The 15,010-nt window shown below is 43.5% G+C and carries 17 protein-coding genes and 1 pseudogene; 9 read left to right on the top strand and 9 right to left on the bottom strand.

Annotation, left to right across the window (positions count from 1 at the left end):
- Positions 1-36 precede the first annotated feature (36 nt).
- Positions 37-222: a type Z 30S ribosomal protein S14 gene (locus tag ACINLD_RS06355; protein WP_026587450.1), complete on the bottom strand. Its 186-nt coding sequence runs from the start codon at positions 220-222 to the stop codon at positions 37-39.
- Positions 223-981: 759 nt separating this feature from the next.
- On the bottom strand, positions 982-1,605 hold the full coding sequence (locus ACINLD_RS06350; RefSeq protein ID WP_026587449.1) for a LysE family translocator: 624 nt from the start codon (positions 1,603-1,605) through the stop codon (positions 982-984).
- A gap of 168 nt (positions 1,606-1,773) precedes the next feature.
- Here ACINLD_RS06350 and ACINLD_RS06345 point away from each other — a divergent pair, with 168 nt between their 5' ends.
- Positions 1,774-2,013: a CotD family spore coat protein gene (locus ACINLD_RS06345; protein ID WP_077736627.1), complete on the top strand. Its 240-nt coding sequence runs from the start codon at positions 1,774-1,776 to the stop codon at positions 2,011-2,013.
- Positions 2,014-2,105: 92 nt separating this feature from the next.
- On the opposite strand, the gene ACINLD_RS06340 is transcribed toward ACINLD_RS06345, so the two are convergent.
- Positions 2,106-2,597, bottom strand: a complete 492-nt coding sequence (locus ACINLD_RS06340; RefSeq protein ID WP_077736628.1) for a hypothetical protein — start codon at positions 2,595-2,597, stop codon at positions 2,106-2,108.
- Positions 2,598-2,748: 151 nt separating this feature from the next.
- On the opposite strand from ACINLD_RS06340, the gene ACINLD_RS06335 reads away from it, so the two are divergent.
- Together ACINLD_RS06335 and ACINLD_RS06330 are read left to right on the top strand one after the other, a co-directional pair.
- Positions 2,749-3,600, top strand: coding sequence for an alpha/beta fold hydrolase (locus tag ACINLD_RS06335; RefSeq protein ID WP_179115718.1), 852 nt, complete (start codon positions 2,749-2,751; stop codon positions 3,598-3,600).
- 125 nt (positions 3,601-3,725) lie between these two features.
- Positions 3,726-5,006: an MFS transporter gene (locus ACINLD_RS06330; protein WP_026587447.1), complete on the top strand. Its 1,281-nt coding sequence runs from the start codon at positions 3,726-3,728 to the stop codon at positions 5,004-5,006.
- A 248-nt stretch (positions 5,007-5,254) separates the two neighbouring features.
- Here the strand turns inward: ACINLD_RS06330 and ACINLD_RS06325 are convergent, their stop codons facing one another.
- The 4 genes from ACINLD_RS06325 to ACINLD_RS06310 form a co-directional block, all read right to left on the bottom strand.
- A complete protein-coding gene (locus ACINLD_RS06325; protein WP_077736631.1) occupies positions 5,255-5,365 on the bottom strand; it encodes a YjcZ family sporulation protein in 111 nt (36 codons plus the stop codon).
- 151 nt (positions 5,366-5,516) lie between these two features.
- A complete protein-coding gene (locus ACINLD_RS06320) occupies positions 5,517-6,032 on the bottom strand; it encodes a hypothetical protein (RefSeq protein WP_077736632.1) in 516 nt (171 codons plus the stop codon).
- 72 nt (positions 6,033-6,104) lie between these two features.
- Complete coding sequence (locus ACINLD_RS06315; protein WP_077736633.1) at positions 6,105-6,398, bottom strand: hypothetical protein; 294 nt, start codon at positions 6,396-6,398, stop codon at positions 6,105-6,107.
- A 512-nt stretch (positions 6,399-6,910) separates the two neighbouring features.
- Entirely contained in the window at positions 6,911-7,015 is a 105-nt protein-coding gene (locus ACINLD_RS06310) for a YjcZ family sporulation protein (protein ID WP_077736634.1), read from the bottom strand.
- 166 nt (positions 7,016-7,181) lie between these two features.
- On the opposite strand from ACINLD_RS06310, the gene ACINLD_RS06305 reads away from it, so the two are divergent.
- Both ACINLD_RS06305 and ACINLD_RS06300 read left to right on the top strand, forming a co-directional pair.
- Positions 7,182-8,420: a Ger(x)C family spore germination protein gene (locus ACINLD_RS06305; protein WP_081692866.1), complete on the top strand. Its 1,239-nt coding sequence runs from the start codon at positions 7,182-7,184 to the stop codon at positions 8,418-8,420.
- Positions 8,421-8,823: 403 nt separating this feature from the next.
- On the top strand, positions 8,824-9,237 hold the full coding sequence (locus ACINLD_RS06300) for a hypothetical protein (protein ID WP_410206949.1): 414 nt from the start codon (positions 8,824-8,826) through the stop codon (positions 9,235-9,237).
- Between the two features lie 106 nt (positions 9,238-9,343).
- Here the strand turns inward: ACINLD_RS06300 and ACINLD_RS06295 are convergent, their stop codons facing one another.
- Both ACINLD_RS06295 and ACINLD_RS06290 read right to left on the bottom strand, forming a co-directional pair.
- Positions 9,344-9,970 carry a hypothetical protein gene (locus ACINLD_RS06295; RefSeq protein ID WP_026587444.1) on the bottom strand — a complete coding sequence of 209 codons (627 nt, stop codon included), beginning with the start codon at positions 9,968-9,970 and terminating at the stop codon, positions 9,344-9,346.
- A gap of 233 nt (positions 9,971-10,203) precedes the next feature.
- Positions 10,204-10,743: pseudogene (locus ACINLD_RS06290) on the bottom strand (family 43 glycosylhydrolase); the annotation flags it as partial.
- 137 nt (positions 10,744-10,880) lie between these two features.
- Here ACINLD_RS06290 and vanR-A point away from each other — a divergent pair.
- The 4 genes from vanR-A to ACINLD_RS06270 all read left to right on the top strand — a co-directional run bounded on the left by vanR-A (position 10,881) and on the right by ACINLD_RS06270 (position 14,886).
- The gene (vanR-A, locus tag ACINLD_RS06285; protein ID WP_277690730.1) at positions 10,881-11,576 is read left to right on the top strand and encodes a vancomycin resistance response regulator transcription factor VanR-A; all 696 of its coding nucleotides are present in this window, start codon (positions 10,881-10,883) and stop codon (positions 11,574-11,576) included.
- The gene (vanS, locus tag ACINLD_RS06280) at positions 11,554-12,723 is read left to right on the top strand and encodes a vancomycin resistance histidine kinase VanS (RefSeq protein WP_026587441.1); all 1,170 of its coding nucleotides are present in this window, start codon (positions 11,554-11,556) and stop codon (positions 12,721-12,723) included. Before vanR-A ends, vanS begins: the two co-directional genes overlap by 23 nt.
- 629 nt (positions 12,724-13,352) lie before the next feature.
- Positions 13,353-14,234, top strand: a complete 882-nt coding sequence (vanY, locus tag ACINLD_RS06275; RefSeq protein ID WP_277692926.1) for a VanY-A/VanY-F/VanY-M family D-Ala-D-Ala carboxypeptidase — start codon at positions 13,353-13,355, stop codon at positions 14,232-14,234.
- Between the two features lie 175 nt (positions 14,235-14,409).
- Positions 14,410-14,886 (top strand): VanZ family protein, encoded by a 477-nt coding sequence (locus ACINLD_RS06270; RefSeq protein WP_347176579.1) that lies wholly within the window; start codon positions 14,410-14,412, stop codon positions 14,884-14,886.
- Positions 14,887-15,010: the final 124 nt, after the last annotated feature.

Here is a 15,010-nt window from a genome sequence, read left to right as displayed (position 1 = left end):
AAAGCCGGCCTTCAATCAAAGGCCGGCGAATCCGTATTACCAGCTTGCTTTTTTCACGCCGGGAATCTGACCCTTATAGGCCAGTTCACGGAAGCAAATTCGGCAAAGCTTAAACTTGCGAATCACAGAATGAGGTCTGCCGCAGCGTTCACAACGTGTGTATTCGCGCACTTTAAATTTTTGATCTCGTTTTTGTTTGACGATCATTGCTGTTTTAGCCATTATATAACCCTCCTTAGCTTGTTTATATATATCAATAAAGGCATTTGATTTCTTGAAACAATCTATTTATTATAACAAATTTCTTTGGTTTTGTAAATAAATGCAAGGAGTCAGTAGTCGGTGCTAAAATGGTTCATTCCATTAAAAAAGACTCGTATTTGTCGTTTGACTGATCGGTTTTTACCATCTGCCGGATTGGCAGAGACTGATTGTGATGATTTGGATTGATGGGAAAATCAATGGTTTGCATCATTATTCCGCACCGAAAAACCTGTATACTAGAAGCCAAGAGAAAGGGGGGAAACAAACCTGGCTTGATTCGGCACTGTTCCACCTTTGTCTATTGAATTGACACTCTGTTTTACAAATGATGTGAGGAGCTCATAAACGAAAAGAAAACGCTTACTTGATAGTCTGCACTTCAGTTACGGCATCTTCTGTCTACACGGAAACGGCCGAGACGGAAAGTCAAAAGCCAAGTGCGGCTGCTGTCAACTTCAATGTTCTATGGGCTCCAGCCTCATGAAAGAAGCCGTCGTTCAAAACGCGAATCGAAGCGGATTCGTCAAAATTTTTTTATGCCGCGGAACAACAAGATAAAGTCATGGTCTTTCATTTAAGTGATTGGAGCCAAATGGACCAATAAAAGCGATAGCGGCCTGAGGCAACGGGCTTTAAGAGGCTGGAAACGTTTCATAAGCTTTATCATTATGAAAAGCGTGCAGCCGGATGAGACTGCACGCTTATTTTGCTGATGACCTATTTTTGGCTCAGCGCTATTTTCAGTCCGATCAATGCAAACAGCGACCCCTGCAGCAAATGAATCTTTCGCGACATGGCCGGCCTCCTGCGCAAAAACTCCCCGACTTTTTCCGCAAATATGCTGATCATGATAAAGATGACAAGCGCTTGAAGCAAAAATACAACTCCGTACACAAGCATTTGGATCACAGCGGAACCGGACCCTTCAACAATAAATTGCGGGAGGAAAGCGAGAAAAAATAATGAAACCTTTGGATTTAAGAGGTTCATGATCACACCTTTTCGATATAAGGACCCGCAGCTTAATGCGTCTTGGCGATCAATATCGAATCCTGAACGTTTTTCCCGAAAAGATTGATAAGCCAAAAACAATAAATAAGCGGCTCCGGCATATTTAACAAAAGCGAAGGCCAGGGCCGATTGATAAACAACCGCCGAAATTCCGGCGGCAGCTGCGGTTATATGGACGATCAAGCCTGTACAAAGCCCGCAGGCAGTTGAGATCCCCGCGTATTTTCCCTTTGAAATGCTTTGCGCCAACACAAACAGATTATCCGGTCCGGGCATCAGCGTCAAAAGCACAGCCGCTCCCAAAAAAGTAAAAATCGCTGCCGCATCCACCATTGTCAACTCCATTTCCATCTTTCTTTTTGTGTCATTATAGCATGGAACAACTTCAGAAAAAGGCGTGTTAATGAACGAATTTAGTTTTTTGTATTAGTACAAGTTTCTGCTGTCTATCATAGTTTAATAGTGAAGATAGAAACAAAAGGAAGGGAGAATTTATAAATGTATGATTGCAAAACGCGAGTAATGAAGCCAATTGTGCACCCTACAAACTATTGTGAGGACCATAGATTCTCTAAAACCATTGTTCCTCATATTCATCCGCAGCATACAAAAAAAGTGGACCATCACAAATATGAGCATGTTCACTACTATCCGCACACTTATTCAAGCTATCAAAAGGATTCGTACGACCACTCTTACTGTGGTAAACCTTGCTGCGATGGAAGGAAATATTGGTAAAAGGCATCTTGTATTAGCTGCCAAAAAGGCCATATAAGCGTCTTGGTCGCGCTTTTATGGCCGCTTTTTTCTGAATGGTATGATTGACCAGCTTACCGGCATCCCGACAAATTGTTTTGCAGCACAGCCCGTCCAAGCTTTTGCGTTTTTGACTGAAAAAGGCGCACTTCCACCCGTGTATTGTCAGTAAGATCAGAAGAGATTTCATCGAATTTGCCGACCCAAGGACTGCCGCCGACCCAGCTTGGCGTGTCTTCCTTCACTTGATACATCTTAAATTGCCAGCTGATGACGCCGGGGATCTGGGCGAACCCTACATATCGATCATAATCTCCAAAGGAAGATGGCTCCGGAAGCCAATCAGCATAAATACCAACGCTCTGCCGCTCTCTGACAGGACTTGCCGGCGTATCGTCATACGGCTTTTTCACTTTCGTGATCAAAGCTGTGCCTTTGGCATTTTGAATGCCTTGAACAGGATGAAGAACAACGCTGCACGGATAGGATATGGTTTGCGCCATCATCGTTTCCGGATGAAGGCATATGAGAGTGAGCCAGATCCCTAAACATTTCAATATTTTCAAGGGGAATCACCTCCGAATGATACCATATAGTGTACCCTGAAACATTTACGGAGATTCTTTGTTCGCCCATCGGCAGAGAGCAGGGGAACATTCACCTATGTTTGGCTGAACGAGTATCTTAATGATAAACAACTTTAATGGAGGAAATGACGTGGGATACTTTGTGAACGCAGAGCCGGGGGTCAAATTATATGCGGAGGATCTAAATCCTAAAGGCGGAAAGACGATTGTTTTTTTACATGGCTGGCCGTTGAGCCATAAACAGTTTGAGTATCAGTTCAAGGTTCTTCCCAGGATGGGTTATCGCTGCATAGGGATTGACTGGAGAGGGTTTGGCCAATCGGATAAGCCTTTTGACGGCTATCATTATAACCGTTTGGCCGATGACATCCATGCCGTAATCAGGTCTCTTCGATTAGACCGTTTCATACTCGTTGGCCATTCTACTGGCGGCGCCATCGCGATCCGCTATATGTCCCGATACAGCGGTGAAGGAGTATCAAAGCTTGTTCTGATCGACGCTGCGGCTCCTATAGGTTTTACAGCAGAGACTGCCGATCGATTGCTTAAGGAAGCGGCGCACGACCGGCCTAAGATGATGCGGGGCATAACCGAAACCTTTTTCTTTCAGTATATAACAGAACCGTTTTCTGACTGGTTTTTCAGGTTGGGTCTGGAGGCGGCGGGCTGGTCGACCGAGGCTGTCATCAATCTTCTGCGGGACGAGAATCTGTATACCGACCTTTCCAAAATATCAGCTCCCACTTTAATCGTTCACGGCATACACGATAAAGTGATTCCATTTTCACAAGCTCAACAACTGAATCAAAACATAAGAAACTCACAGCTTATCCCTTTTCATTATAGCGGTCACGGTCTGTTCTGGGAGGAGCGTGACAGGTTCAACCGAATATTGAGCCAATTTATTGATTTGCCTAGGCGCAGTGGCATTCAATCACAGGAAAACGGAGCCGGCTCTCGGAACGGCTGGGAGCTTGTTTGATCATCAAGAAATATTCCGCTGCCAAAAAAGATTTGTTGACGAATGAAATCATTGGAATTAAAATTCAACTATTCAATCAATTTGCAAATTCAGGGACGAACATTTGCAGAAGAAGGAGTCTATAAATGACGGATTATTCGGATGAGTCAACAAGAAGTGACATCCATTCTCCAGAAAAACGAAAAGCATTATATCGACGGGTCTTAATAATTGTGAGTATTTCACAAATTTTCGGGGGTGCCGGCCTGGCAGCCGGAATTACGGTAGGCGCCCTTATGGCTCAACAGATGCTGGGGACTGATGCTTACGCAGGGGTGCCGTCCGCGTTATTGACGCTCGGGTCGGCGGGAGCGGCTTTTATTGTAGGGAGGCTGTCACAGCGGTATGGACGGCGCACCGGACTTGCAGCTGGTTTTATAACAGGCGGAATCGGTGCTGTTGGTGTTGTGCTTTCCGCAATGATAAACAGTGTTTTTCTATTATTTGCTTCACTCTTGATTTATGGCGCAGGTACAGCTGCGAATTTACAAGCCCGCTATGCCGGGACCGACTTGGCCAATCGAAAACAGCGTGCGACTGCCGTCAGCGTGACGATGGTGATGACGACGTTCGGGGCGGTTTCCGGTCCCAATTTGGTCGATATCATGGGGCGATTTGCTCTTTCGATCGGCGTGCCGCAACTTGCGGGGCCGTTTATTTTAGCAGCGGCAGCCTTTATCTTAGCAGGACTGATTCTTTTTATGATGCTGCGTCCTGACCCGCTGAAGATTGCAAGCCTTTTGGAAAAGGAGAATCAAACGGATGCTGAGTCAGCCGGTCAGCCTGTCAACAGAAAAGGAATTGCGATCGGTGCGACAGTGATGATTTTGACACAAATGGTGATGGTGGCTATCATGACGATGACGCCGGTCCATATGCAGCATCATGGACACAGCTTAAGGGAGGTAGGTGTTGTCATTGGTTTTCACATTGGGGCCATGTATCTCCCTTCGCTTTTCACCGGTATTCTCGTTGATAAAATCGGCCGAACGGCGATGAGTATTACTTCCGGCCTGACATTGCTAATGGCGGGAATAACTGCGGCGCTGGCGGATGATTCTATGATTCTATTAGTCACAGCTCTTTCTTTACTTGGATTGGGCTGGAATTTTGGCCTTATTAGCGGAACCGCACAGATTGTCGATTCGGCCGAACCTTCAACACGCGCTAAGATTCAAGGTTCATTGGATGTATTTGTAGCACTGGCAGGCGCTTCAGGCGGTGCGCTATCTGGAATGGTTGTCGCCAATTCCAGCTATGCAGGACTGTCCTTGGCCGGCGGATTTTTATCCCTTTTGCTGATCCCGGCCGTCATCTGGTCAAGAAAAGAAAAAAGATTACCCGTGCAAAAAGGGATGGAAAGCTAGATTTTTTAGTTTTTCGTTGAACCCGGCTCAGATTCGGGGATTCGTTATCAATAGAAAAGGCCTCGATTTCGAGGCCTTTTTACGCTATCAACAACATGGGGAGGGAGGATGGTAAAATCAATCAGAACATATGATGGAGGGACTGTCATATGTCTTCTCTTCAATTGTTTTTCTGACGATTGTTTGAGAGTGCAGAGATGAAAGCCGCATCTTCCTGCACTTCTCAAGCAGGCTTTCGAGCAAACTGATTAATACCCGCCATATCCGCCGCCAAACCAGGACGCACCGACGATAATCAAAAGAATGAACAGCACGACAATTAAAGCAAACCCTGCTCCGTATCCGTAGCCTCCGCTCATTTCGTTCACCTCCCTGTAGAGACATAGTATATCCTATGATCAACAAACGAGATTTGGTATAGATGATGGCTTTCTTTTGCAAAAATGGTTGGATAACCAAAACGAAAAACCGTACTCATTTGAAGACGAGAACGGTTTTTTAGACTGCAAGCTAAAAAAGTTGCTCAAAGTGCTGATAAGTGCCGATTTGCGCGTTGATGGAAGCATGCGGTGTATATCCTAAGCCCATCCTCTTGATCAATCGGCTGTACATCTCCTGTAAGGAAGCTTGTTGAAGCGCCATTTGAATGTGTGCATTCCGGACATGATTGTCTTTCATCAGCAGCGCCGAAAAGAAATTGTCGCCCGCCATGTTTTTGGCCGATGCCCGCGCTTCCAAAGCGATCGCATGATCATGGGCTGTTGCCGGTTCTCCCGTTTTTTTTCTGAAAGGATCAGCAGATAAAGCATGTAAAGGGGTAACCTCAGGCGAATTTTGATTGTAAGGGTTGATCAGCTGCAGCATGACTTTGACATGCATTCGCATGACATTGATTTGCAGACCGATGATTTCTTTAAGCTCGGCGTTTGTCGCTCGAGAATAGTAGCCCTTTAATTTGTGGAGCATGCCTTTATGTGTCGACAAATGTTCCGCCATCAGCCCAAGGTCAACTGCCGGTAATATCATAAAACAGCCTCCTAAGAACGATAGGTATTGTAAAAAGAAAGCAACTGCTGCCAAGAAGGGCCCTTTTTTTGATCAAGGCCAGTTGTTTATATGGCTGTTCGGATCCGCATGACTTGGCATGTTCATGTTCATATGATTCGGCATATTCATGTGGCTAGGCATATTCAAATTCACATCATGGTGACTCATGTCATTGTCGTGCATCCCCATGTAAAGCGCTTCGACACGTTTCACATGTTTAAAATGCTTCTGATAAAAATGCATGTGTTTGGCTGGATCGACATACTCATACCTTTTTGCGAGCAAACCGTACAGATTCGCTTTCATTAAATGATGCTTGAGCTCGCTTGACATTTTGTGTGGCATTTTTTCTATACCTCCTAAAGAGTTAGTCAGTATCAGCGTATGCCACCTGTTATGAGCCGTGCCTCCGCTGTTGCCTATCATACTAAAATGAAAATCAGAAGAAGGAGCTGTTAAAGAAGTTGTGAAACTTGCCGTTCGAGGGAGAAGTTTGAATGAACATCATTTTGTGGTTTCGATAAACCTTTGAGGAATCATTTCGAAGTAGAGGACGCTCTGAAAAAATTTCAAGTGAAAGTCCAGGATTTATTCCAAAAAATGATATGTAGAATTCATGAAAACATATTGTTGTCTCTTTTTTCTAGATCATCCGAAATGGTTTTACCCGATATGTTTCCATGTCAAAAAAGGCTCTTTTTAAAAAAGAGCCCTACAAACAATAACATGGGGAGGAGTGTCAATCCATCTCTTGGAGGAAACTGTCATAAGTTTTTTAAACTAGTGGTTTAAAAAGAGTGCAGGGGTAATCCGCCTGTAACAAGGATCCTCCCGCACTTCTCACAGGAAAAAGGTCTTTAATAAAAGCCGCCGCCGAAGCTGCCGGCTCCAACAATGATTAAGAGAATGAATAGAACAACGAGTAAAGCAAATCCTGATCCGAATCCATAACCACCACCCATATCGTTCACCTCCCTGAAGAGACATAGTTCATCCTATGCCATATCATTAAATCCGTATAGTTGATTGATTCAAATAATGAAAAATGGTGTAACAACCAATTCAAAACGCTGATTCAAAAGAACATTTTTTTGTGACTAATGAAATCACCAAATGCAAATCATAAACATGGATACTCCTTTTCATTTCAGGCCGGAAGGAGGAGGAAACATCATATCAACATCGATTAAGAACAGTTTTCTATTCATGACGATGCTTCTCTTTCTCACCGGGTGTTGGAGCAGTCATGATATTGAGGAACTCGGCCTCACATTTGCCATAGGCTTGGATAAGGGGAAGGAAACGGCCCTGGAAAAAAAGTTTGACAAAATGGGCGGTGACTATCCGAAGAAAGACCGGTTGACCATAACCTACCAATATGTCAATCAGCAGGCGGCCGGGGCCAAGTCCGATGGGGGAAGCGGCGACCAAAAGCCGTACATTAATATTGTTGAAACGGGGGATTCGTTTCAGCAAATCGGTGCTGAAGTAGCGCTCAGACGGGACAGGCCGGTCTTCAGCTCCCACTTAAAAGTGATTGTCATCGCCGCTGGTCTTCTTCAGACCTACTCAATGAAAGAACTGCTTGATCAATCTCTCAGGGATAATGAAATCAGACCGAGCACGCTTGTCCTCATTACAAGAGGCAGAGCAAGAGACACGCTTGAGCTTAAAGAAACAGGAGAAATGCCGGCGTTTCGTTTGCGCAAAATCGTTGAAAACGACTTTGAGGCGAGAAAAATTCTGCCGCCTGTTACCTTAGCTAAATTGCCGGGGATGATGAGAGCGGGAACCAGTTATTTATTGCAAAACGTCGTGGGCGCCAACGGTGAAATCAAATACGCGGGGGCCGTGGCGATCAGTGGAAAAACAAACAAGCTGCTCGGTTTTTTAGATGAAGAAGATTTAGGCCAACTGATGTGGATTAAAGGAAAGGGAATAGGCGGTTCAGTTAAAAGCCGAGATCCACAAACAAAAAAACTGACCGCATTTGCCGTAGAATCTATCAACAGTGAAATCAAACCAATTGTCAAAAGAGGCCGCCTATCATTTCAAGTCAATATTAAGTCAGAAGGCCGCCTTGCCGAAAACTGGAATACCCAAGAAGTCGCATTTAATCAAGCCTTTTTAAAAAAAGTGGAAAAAACTACGGCACAATCTGTCAAACATAAAGTCGAACAGATCACGGAAAAAATGAAGAAGGAATACAAAGCCGACCTTGCCGGCTTTGGCAACGAAGTGAGGATCAAATATCCCTACCTATGGGATAAGCTGAAGAAAAATTGGGATCAAACATTTATTGAAACGCCAATTCATTATCATGTCAACATAACGCTAAAAGAATATGGGTCCCAAGGGAAACTGTAGCTTTCAACAACGGTGTTCCGGGTTTCTTTAAAAGGGACCTGGAACGTTTCATTTTCAATGTTGCCCCGGGTGTAAAAGGCATGTCTGACAATTTGATTAAGGTGGGCTGATGTACAGGACGTAAAATTAAAGAAATGATTTTGACTTTTAACCTGACAGTTCACGAGACATTGAAGGTGAACACAAGCGGATTCGTTTTATAAGCCACATCATCATCCAAAACATGCAAGTACCGCACAAGATTTCGCATATACCATAATAAAGAATCCTTTCGGAAGAGGTGAAAACTTAGTTCAAACGATGTCTTTATCATGCTTATTCAAGTCTGCTATACTTTGATTCAGAATATCATGTGCTGCTCCGTGATGTGCGGGGGAGAAGAAATGAATGAGGAGACAAGCTTATGAAAAGAAAAGCCATTGTTTTAGGAATCATCGCTCTAAGCATGTTTCCGACCACTTCAGCTTTAGCAGCTGAGGTGCAGTCGTTTGGCTGGAGAACACTTGCGGATGAAAAGGTGACCATTTCAAATGAGGGAAACATGACCGGAGATTATCAATCAGACGGAGGCTATTACAGGATTTGTGTTTTTCAAATAAGAATGGGAAATACAATGACGGTCAGCCTTTATGAAAGTGATCCCGAGCTGCCTTTAGAGCGTGTAGGAGACAGAAAATTCATTGCCGCGCCTGGCGGCTGCGCCACATGGACAAGCTTAAACAGCTGGATTGACGGCTCGAATCAAAAGGCGGAATTGAATGCGAAAATTGATTCTAAAACCGGCGCTGATGTTGTGCAAGTGAAAATTCAGGATTAAGTTAGAGAAGGGGGCTGCAAAACATCACGATTCTCCCATGCCTTCTTGAATCGATGGGAGAATCGTGATGTCAAAACACCTTCATTTGGTCAATGGCAAACGCCTGTTACTTGATGTCGATTGCTGAAGCTTTGTTATCCCAATCTGAAGCCATATTAGCCGTTTTACCATACCAATCGGAATGTCTAAACAGGACGCCTTTGCCATACCCTTGAGTTGAAGTGTGCTCCCACAGTGTCGTCGAATAGCTTGAAGAAGGTGACGCCGTGCTTAAGGAGGAAATTCTGTCATTCCAGCTGGACGGCAGGTTTTTAAAGCCGTCTCTCCAATAAATATACTGTCCGCCTTTATTTTTATACTCATAGAAATCGGTGCAGCAAGGGCCGCTGGCCGCCGGCTTGATTTCGTTTTGAAGTCTTTGTTTGTCTTTTTCGATAAATGCCTCCAACGTTACCTTGCTCGTAAATCCATACGCCAACAAATCGCCGTTTTGATTCTGTTGAGGCAGAACCATCGTTACTTTGATGTCTTTGCCGGATTTGCTGTTGACTTGGGCCTGGGAATCCACATCTTTCCCGTCTACAGTTAAGTAATGGAACGATTTGATCGTATAATGGTTCGATTTGGCATCGCTTACATTTGCCGGTGCGGCGCTTGCCGGCAATGCTGACATGAAACAGACTGCTGCAACGAGACCCGTACCTACTGTTTTTTTGAACTTTGTTATCAACATATAACAACACTTCCTCTCTTTATTTTCCTATTTATCAATAGGATGGAAAAAATCATAGCATTAATAGAATGAAAATGATGTCTTATTTTGCTGAAAAACATTAAAATTAAATAAATATATATTTAATCCTTTTTTGGAGGTGAAAAACGGTTTTTTCTGGAAGTATCAACTCCCATTAGAAAGATTCGCAAAAAAACCAAACAGAAAACTTCTGTTTGGTTCTTCTAAGCGGCCTAATATCTCGGCCAGCCTTTGGAATCCCAGGACAAATCATTGATCAAAAGCTTGGACACCCCATTGTTAAGCGCGTCATAGCTATGTCTTGCGATGATGTTGCCGTTTAGCACATCTTCGCCGCCCGGTCCTTTCCAGCGGTCATTTCCGGAATCGAGAATTGTTCCTCCGCCTTCGGTCATTTTCTTGCCGCTTCTGTTAATATGGACCCGTCACTTTTTTTGAACGGCCGTAAAAATTTTATAGGTGCTGTTGACCCCTTGGCAGCATTTGTCGAACGAAACGAATCAATAATAGTATCCGTTTTGATATGTGATGCTCGGCGCTTCAACCGCTCCGCCATGATTTGGCACATATTTTTTCCATCAGGATAACGGAGTTGGAAATATACTTGGCGACACACTCCAAACTTTTCCGTCATTCGACTTGATGACGCGGCTCCCTTTTCCAATCCCCGTCCCAAACGTGTACCATGTATGTCCTTCTTTAATCATCGAAGCTGCCGGAAGGGAAAAATAGTCATTCCTTATTCCATTAAAGGGCCATTATATAGAGGTTTTGACCGTATTCATCGTAAATAAAGATTGCACTTTACTTGGAGAGGTGGGTATGATAGCCTCGTTATTTGGAAAAGGCTCCGATTGAGAAAAGCAAATCCAAAGGAGGGTTGATAACTATGAGCGATAAAATACTTGTTGTGGACGACGAACGCGAAATTGCCGATTTGGTTGAGCTATACTTGAAAAACGAGAATTATACGATTTTCAAATACTATACCGCCAAAGAAGCGTTGGAATGTATAGACAAGGCCGAGTTTGACCTTGCCATATTGGATATCATGCTTCCCGGCGCAAGCGGTCTCACTATCTGCCAAAAAATAAGGGACAAGTACACCTATCCAATTATCATGCTGACCGCGAAAGATACGGAGGTAGATAAAATTACAGGGCTAACAATCGGCGCGGACGATTATATAACGAAGCCCTTTCGCCCGCTGGAGTTAATTGCGCGGGTTAAGGCACAGTTGCGCCGATACAAAAAATACAATGGAGTAACGGAGAAGAACGACAATGTTATTGTCCACTCCGGCCTTGTTATGAATATAAACACGCATGAGTGTTTTCTGAACGAGAAGCCGTTATCCCTCACTCCCACCGAGTTTTCAATTCTGCGCATCCTCTGTGAAAACAAGGGGAATGTGGTTAGCTCCGAGCAATTATTTCATGAGATATGGGGCGACGAATATTTCAGCAAGAGCAACAACACCATTACCGTGCATATCCGGCATCTGCGTGAAAAAATGAACGACACCATTGATAATCCGAAGTATATAAAAACGGTATGGGGGGTTGGCTATAAAATTGAAAAATAGGAATAAAAAAACCGATTATTCCAAACTAAAACGAAAACTCTACCTCTATATCGTTGTGATTGTTATGGCAGCAGTTGTATTCGTGTTGTTTTTGCGTCTATTTATCAAGGGGACACTTGGGGAGTGGATCGTACGTTTTTTGGAAAACAGTTATTACTTAGAACGTCAGGACGCGATGATAATATATCAGTATACCATACGGAATAATATAGAAATCTTTATTTATGTGGCGATTGCCATTAGTATTCTGATTCTATGCCGCATCATGCTTTCAAAATTTACAAAATACTTTGACGAGATAAATACCGGCATTGATATACTGATTCAGAACGAAGATAAACAAATTGAACTTTCTGCGGAAATGGAGTTCATGGAACAGAAGCTCAACACATTAAAACGGACTCTGGAAAAACGAGAGCAGGATGCAAAGCTGGCCGAACAAAGAAAAAATGACGTTGTTATGTACTTGGCGCACGATATTAAAACGCCACTGACATCCGTTATCGGTTATCTGAGCCTGCTTGACGAGGCGCCAGACATGCCTGCAGAACAAAAGGCAAAGTATGTGCATATCACGTTGGACAAAGCGTATCGCCTCGAACAGCTAATCGACGAGTTTTTTGAGATTACGCGGTATAACCTCCAAACGATTACGCTCACGAAAAAGAACATAGACCTATACTATATGCTGGTGCAGATGACCGATGAATTTTACCCCCAGCTTGCCGCGAATGGAAAACAAGCGGTTATCCATGCTTCCGAGGATTTGACCGTATTCGGCGACCCCGATAAGCTGGCGAGGGTCTTTAACAACATTTTGAAAAATGCCGCTGCATACAGCGAGGACAACAGCGTCATTGACATTACGGCGGGCCTCTCCGGGGATGTGGTGTCCATCGTTTTCAAGAACGCCGGAAGCATCCCAAAAGAAAATCTCGCTGCCATATTTGAAAAGTTTTACAGGCTGGACGATGCCCGTTCTTCCGATACGGGCGGCGCGGGACTTGGATTGGCGATTGCAAAAGAAATCATTGTTCAGCATGGCGGGCAGATTTACGCGGAAAGCAATGATCACTACACGACGTTTACGGTAGAGCTTCCGGCCTTGCCAGAAGGGGTTCCTAAGAAAATGAATATCGTTTCTTAGGAAAATCTCAAGGTTATCTTTACTTTTTCTTAGGAAATTAACAATTTAATTTTAAAAAACGGCTCGTTCTTACGCGGTAGACTTAAAATCGTAAGAACGAGCTTTTTTCGTTTCGCCAAGTGCATGCTGATTTAACGAGGCTGAACCGCCTGTTGACATTGGGCGGAGCAGACGGGCGGTGTGGCGTACCGCCCATCTATTCGTTCAGTCTTGTTTTTTCATGCTCATCTTGCCGCAGCGCCCGCAAGAAGGCTTCGGCCGTGGTCATCGCAATTTTCTGCTCACCCGCAGGCCAGCAATTTGCGAATCAATTGCTCCAGTTCCGCTGGGTACCGAAAGGAAAAGGCGGCCCTTGCCAGCCATATCCCGCAGCCGCTGTCTTTCTCTGTCCAGGCCGCGTCGAGACCCACGCCTATCTGATCGCCGCCGCCCTCGCCAAGCGCGGGGTACGTGGGCGATTTCTGGCTCATATACAATATCCCGGCATGGCATATATTGCCGAGGTGCCCGTGGTGGCCACGTCCAGCATCGCCCTGGAGAAAGCTATCGTTAAGGACTGCCGAAATCTCCCGCGCGCTGACTCAACGCGGCATTATCATCAAGCCGCTCACTTAAGGAGGAAACTGAAAATGAAGAAGTGGGGTTTTTTATTGTTATTTTTATTGTGCTTAGGTTTTGCCTTCATTAATAAAACACTGTTTTTTCAGGATAAAGCAGAAATTCAAAAATATGATCAAAATCACAAAGATCAAAGAGGGACTTCGGAAAGCACCCAAACGAAAACGATTTCAAAAGAACAGATTCATCAAGGAAATCTGCTCCTAATCAACAGTAATTATCCTGTTCGCCAAAAAAGTGTGAAATCAGATATCGTAAATTTATCTAAGCATAATGAATTGGTAAAGGGATATGGGTTGCTTGATACGAATATTCATCTATCAAAAGAAATAGCACAAAAATTTTCAGAGATGGTCAATGATGCTGCAAAGGAAGGGGTTAGTCATTTTTTAATAAATAGTGGCTATCGTGACTTTGATGAGCAAAGTGTGCTTTACCGAGAAATGGGAGATGATTATGCCTTGCCAGCAGGTTTTAGTGAACATAATTCAGGCTTAGCCCTTGATGTAGGATCAAGCTTAACAAAAATGGAGCAATCACCTGAAGGAAAGTGGATAAAAGAAAATGCCTGGAAATACGGCTTTATATTACGCTATCCAAAGGATAAAACTGATGTTACAGGCATTCAATATGAACCATGGCATATCCGTTATGTTGGTTTCCCTCACAGCGCGATTATGAAAGAAAAGAATTTCGCTCTAGAAGAATATTTGGATTTTTTGCAGGAACAGAAGTCGATTACGACTACAATAGACCACCAAGTCTATAAAATCTTTTACTATCCCATCTCCCAAAATACAACGATCCCTGTGCCTGCGAATGGGCAGTATGAAATGTCAGGCAACAATATGGATGGCGTGATTGTGACAGTGTATTCTGGTAAGCGAGACTAAGTTCCGAAGGACGAGGTTCGGGCGGAGAGGAACGGCGGAAGCAGGGAGCGTTCCGAAGAAAAACGAAGAGAGTATCAACAACAACTAAAACATAGCAAATGTGAGTTTTTAGAGATACCGATAAACGAACCAGCATTGTTTCAGGGTGGCGTGACAAGAAATTGGAGGAGAAATATTGAAAAATAAAAAATTGACGTTCATATTATTCTTAATCTATGTATTAGCACTTATTTGGTTAGTTCTTTTTAAGTTACAGTTTTCTTTTGATCAAATAGACAGAGTGCGAGTCATGAATATGATCCCACTTAATAAGTCCGACTTTTCTGAGGTGTATAACAATATAAGGATTTTTGTACCTTTGGGTATCTATATTTGCATGTTGAAAAGTAAATGGTCTTTTATGAAAAAACTTCTTTCGATTATTGGTTTTACTCTGACATTTGAGATTACACAATTTGTTTTGGCAATCGGAAGAAGTGATATTACTGATATACTGGCCAATACACTTGGAGGTACAATCGGCATTGGTATTTATGAGCTATTATTCAAGATTCTAAAACACAGGACGAATAAATTGATAAATTTATTTGCCTTGGTGTTAACTTCTTGTGCACTATTTTTCATTATCTTTATATTTAAAAGGCACAGTTAAGTACGTAACATGTAATTACTGCACTGAGAGAAGTTCCTCCGTTTATGTTTAATTTACTCTTTCATCAATGATTGAAGCTACCATCTTCATGTGACTTTACTTGTTGATCGCATCATAGTGGTTC

The sequence above is a fragment of the Bacillus sp. z60-11 genome, assembly GCF_046464135.1.
GTDB classification, from domain to species: Bacteria; Bacillota; Bacilli; order Bacillales; family Bacillaceae; genus Bacillus; species Bacillus sonorensis_A.
Note: the sequence above shows the minus strand (reverse complement) of the source record. Positions and strands in the feature narration are given on the sequence as shown.

Excerpts from the sequence above, each read along its gene's own strand:
- vanR-A (WP_277690730.1), top strand. The coding sequence starts at position 10,881 with ATGAGCGATAAAATACTTGTTGTGGACGACGAACGCGAAATTGCCGAT.
- ACINLD_RS06320 (WP_077736632.1), bottom strand. The coding sequence starts at position 6,032 with ATGATATTACCGGCAGTTGACCTTGGGCTGATGGCGGAACATTTGTCG.
- vanY (WP_277692926.1), top strand. The coding sequence starts at position 13,353 with ATGAAGAAGTGGGGTTTTTTATTGTTATTTTTATTGTGCTTAGGTTTT.
- ACINLD_RS06315 (WP_077736633.1), bottom strand. The coding sequence starts at position 6,398 with ATGCCACACAAAATGTCAAGCGAGCTCAAGCATCATTTAATGAAAGCG.
- ACINLD_RS06300 (WP_410206949.1), top strand. The coding sequence starts at position 8,824 with ATGAAAAGAAAAGCCATTGTTTTAGGAATCATCGCTCTAAGCATGTTT.
- ACINLD_RS06330 (WP_026587447.1), top strand. The coding sequence starts at position 3,726 with ATGACGGATTATTCGGATGAGTCAACAAGAAGTGACATCCATTCTCCA.
- ACINLD_RS06295 (WP_026587444.1), bottom strand. The coding sequence starts at position 9,970 with ATGTTGATAACAAAGTTCAAAAAAACAGTAGGTACGGGTCTCGTTGCA.
- ACINLD_RS06310 (WP_077736634.1), bottom strand. The coding sequence starts at position 7,015 with ATGGGTGGTGGTTATGGATTCGGATCAGGATTTGCTTTACTCGTTGTT.
- ACINLD_RS06325 (WP_077736631.1), bottom strand. The coding sequence starts at position 5,365 with ATGAGCGGAGGCTACGGATACGGAGCAGGGTTTGCTTTAATTGTCGTG.
- ACINLD_RS06345 (WP_077736627.1), top strand. The coding sequence starts at position 1,774 with ATGTATGATTGCAAAACGCGAGTAATGAAGCCAATTGTGCACCCTACA.
- ACINLD_RS06355 (WP_026587450.1), bottom strand. The coding sequence starts at position 222 with ATGGCTAAAACAGCAATGATCGTCAAACAAAAACGAGATCAAAAATTT.
- ACINLD_RS06305 (WP_081692866.1), top strand. The coding sequence starts at position 7,182 with ATGGATACTCCTTTTCATTTCAGGCCGGAAGGAGGAGGAAACATCATA.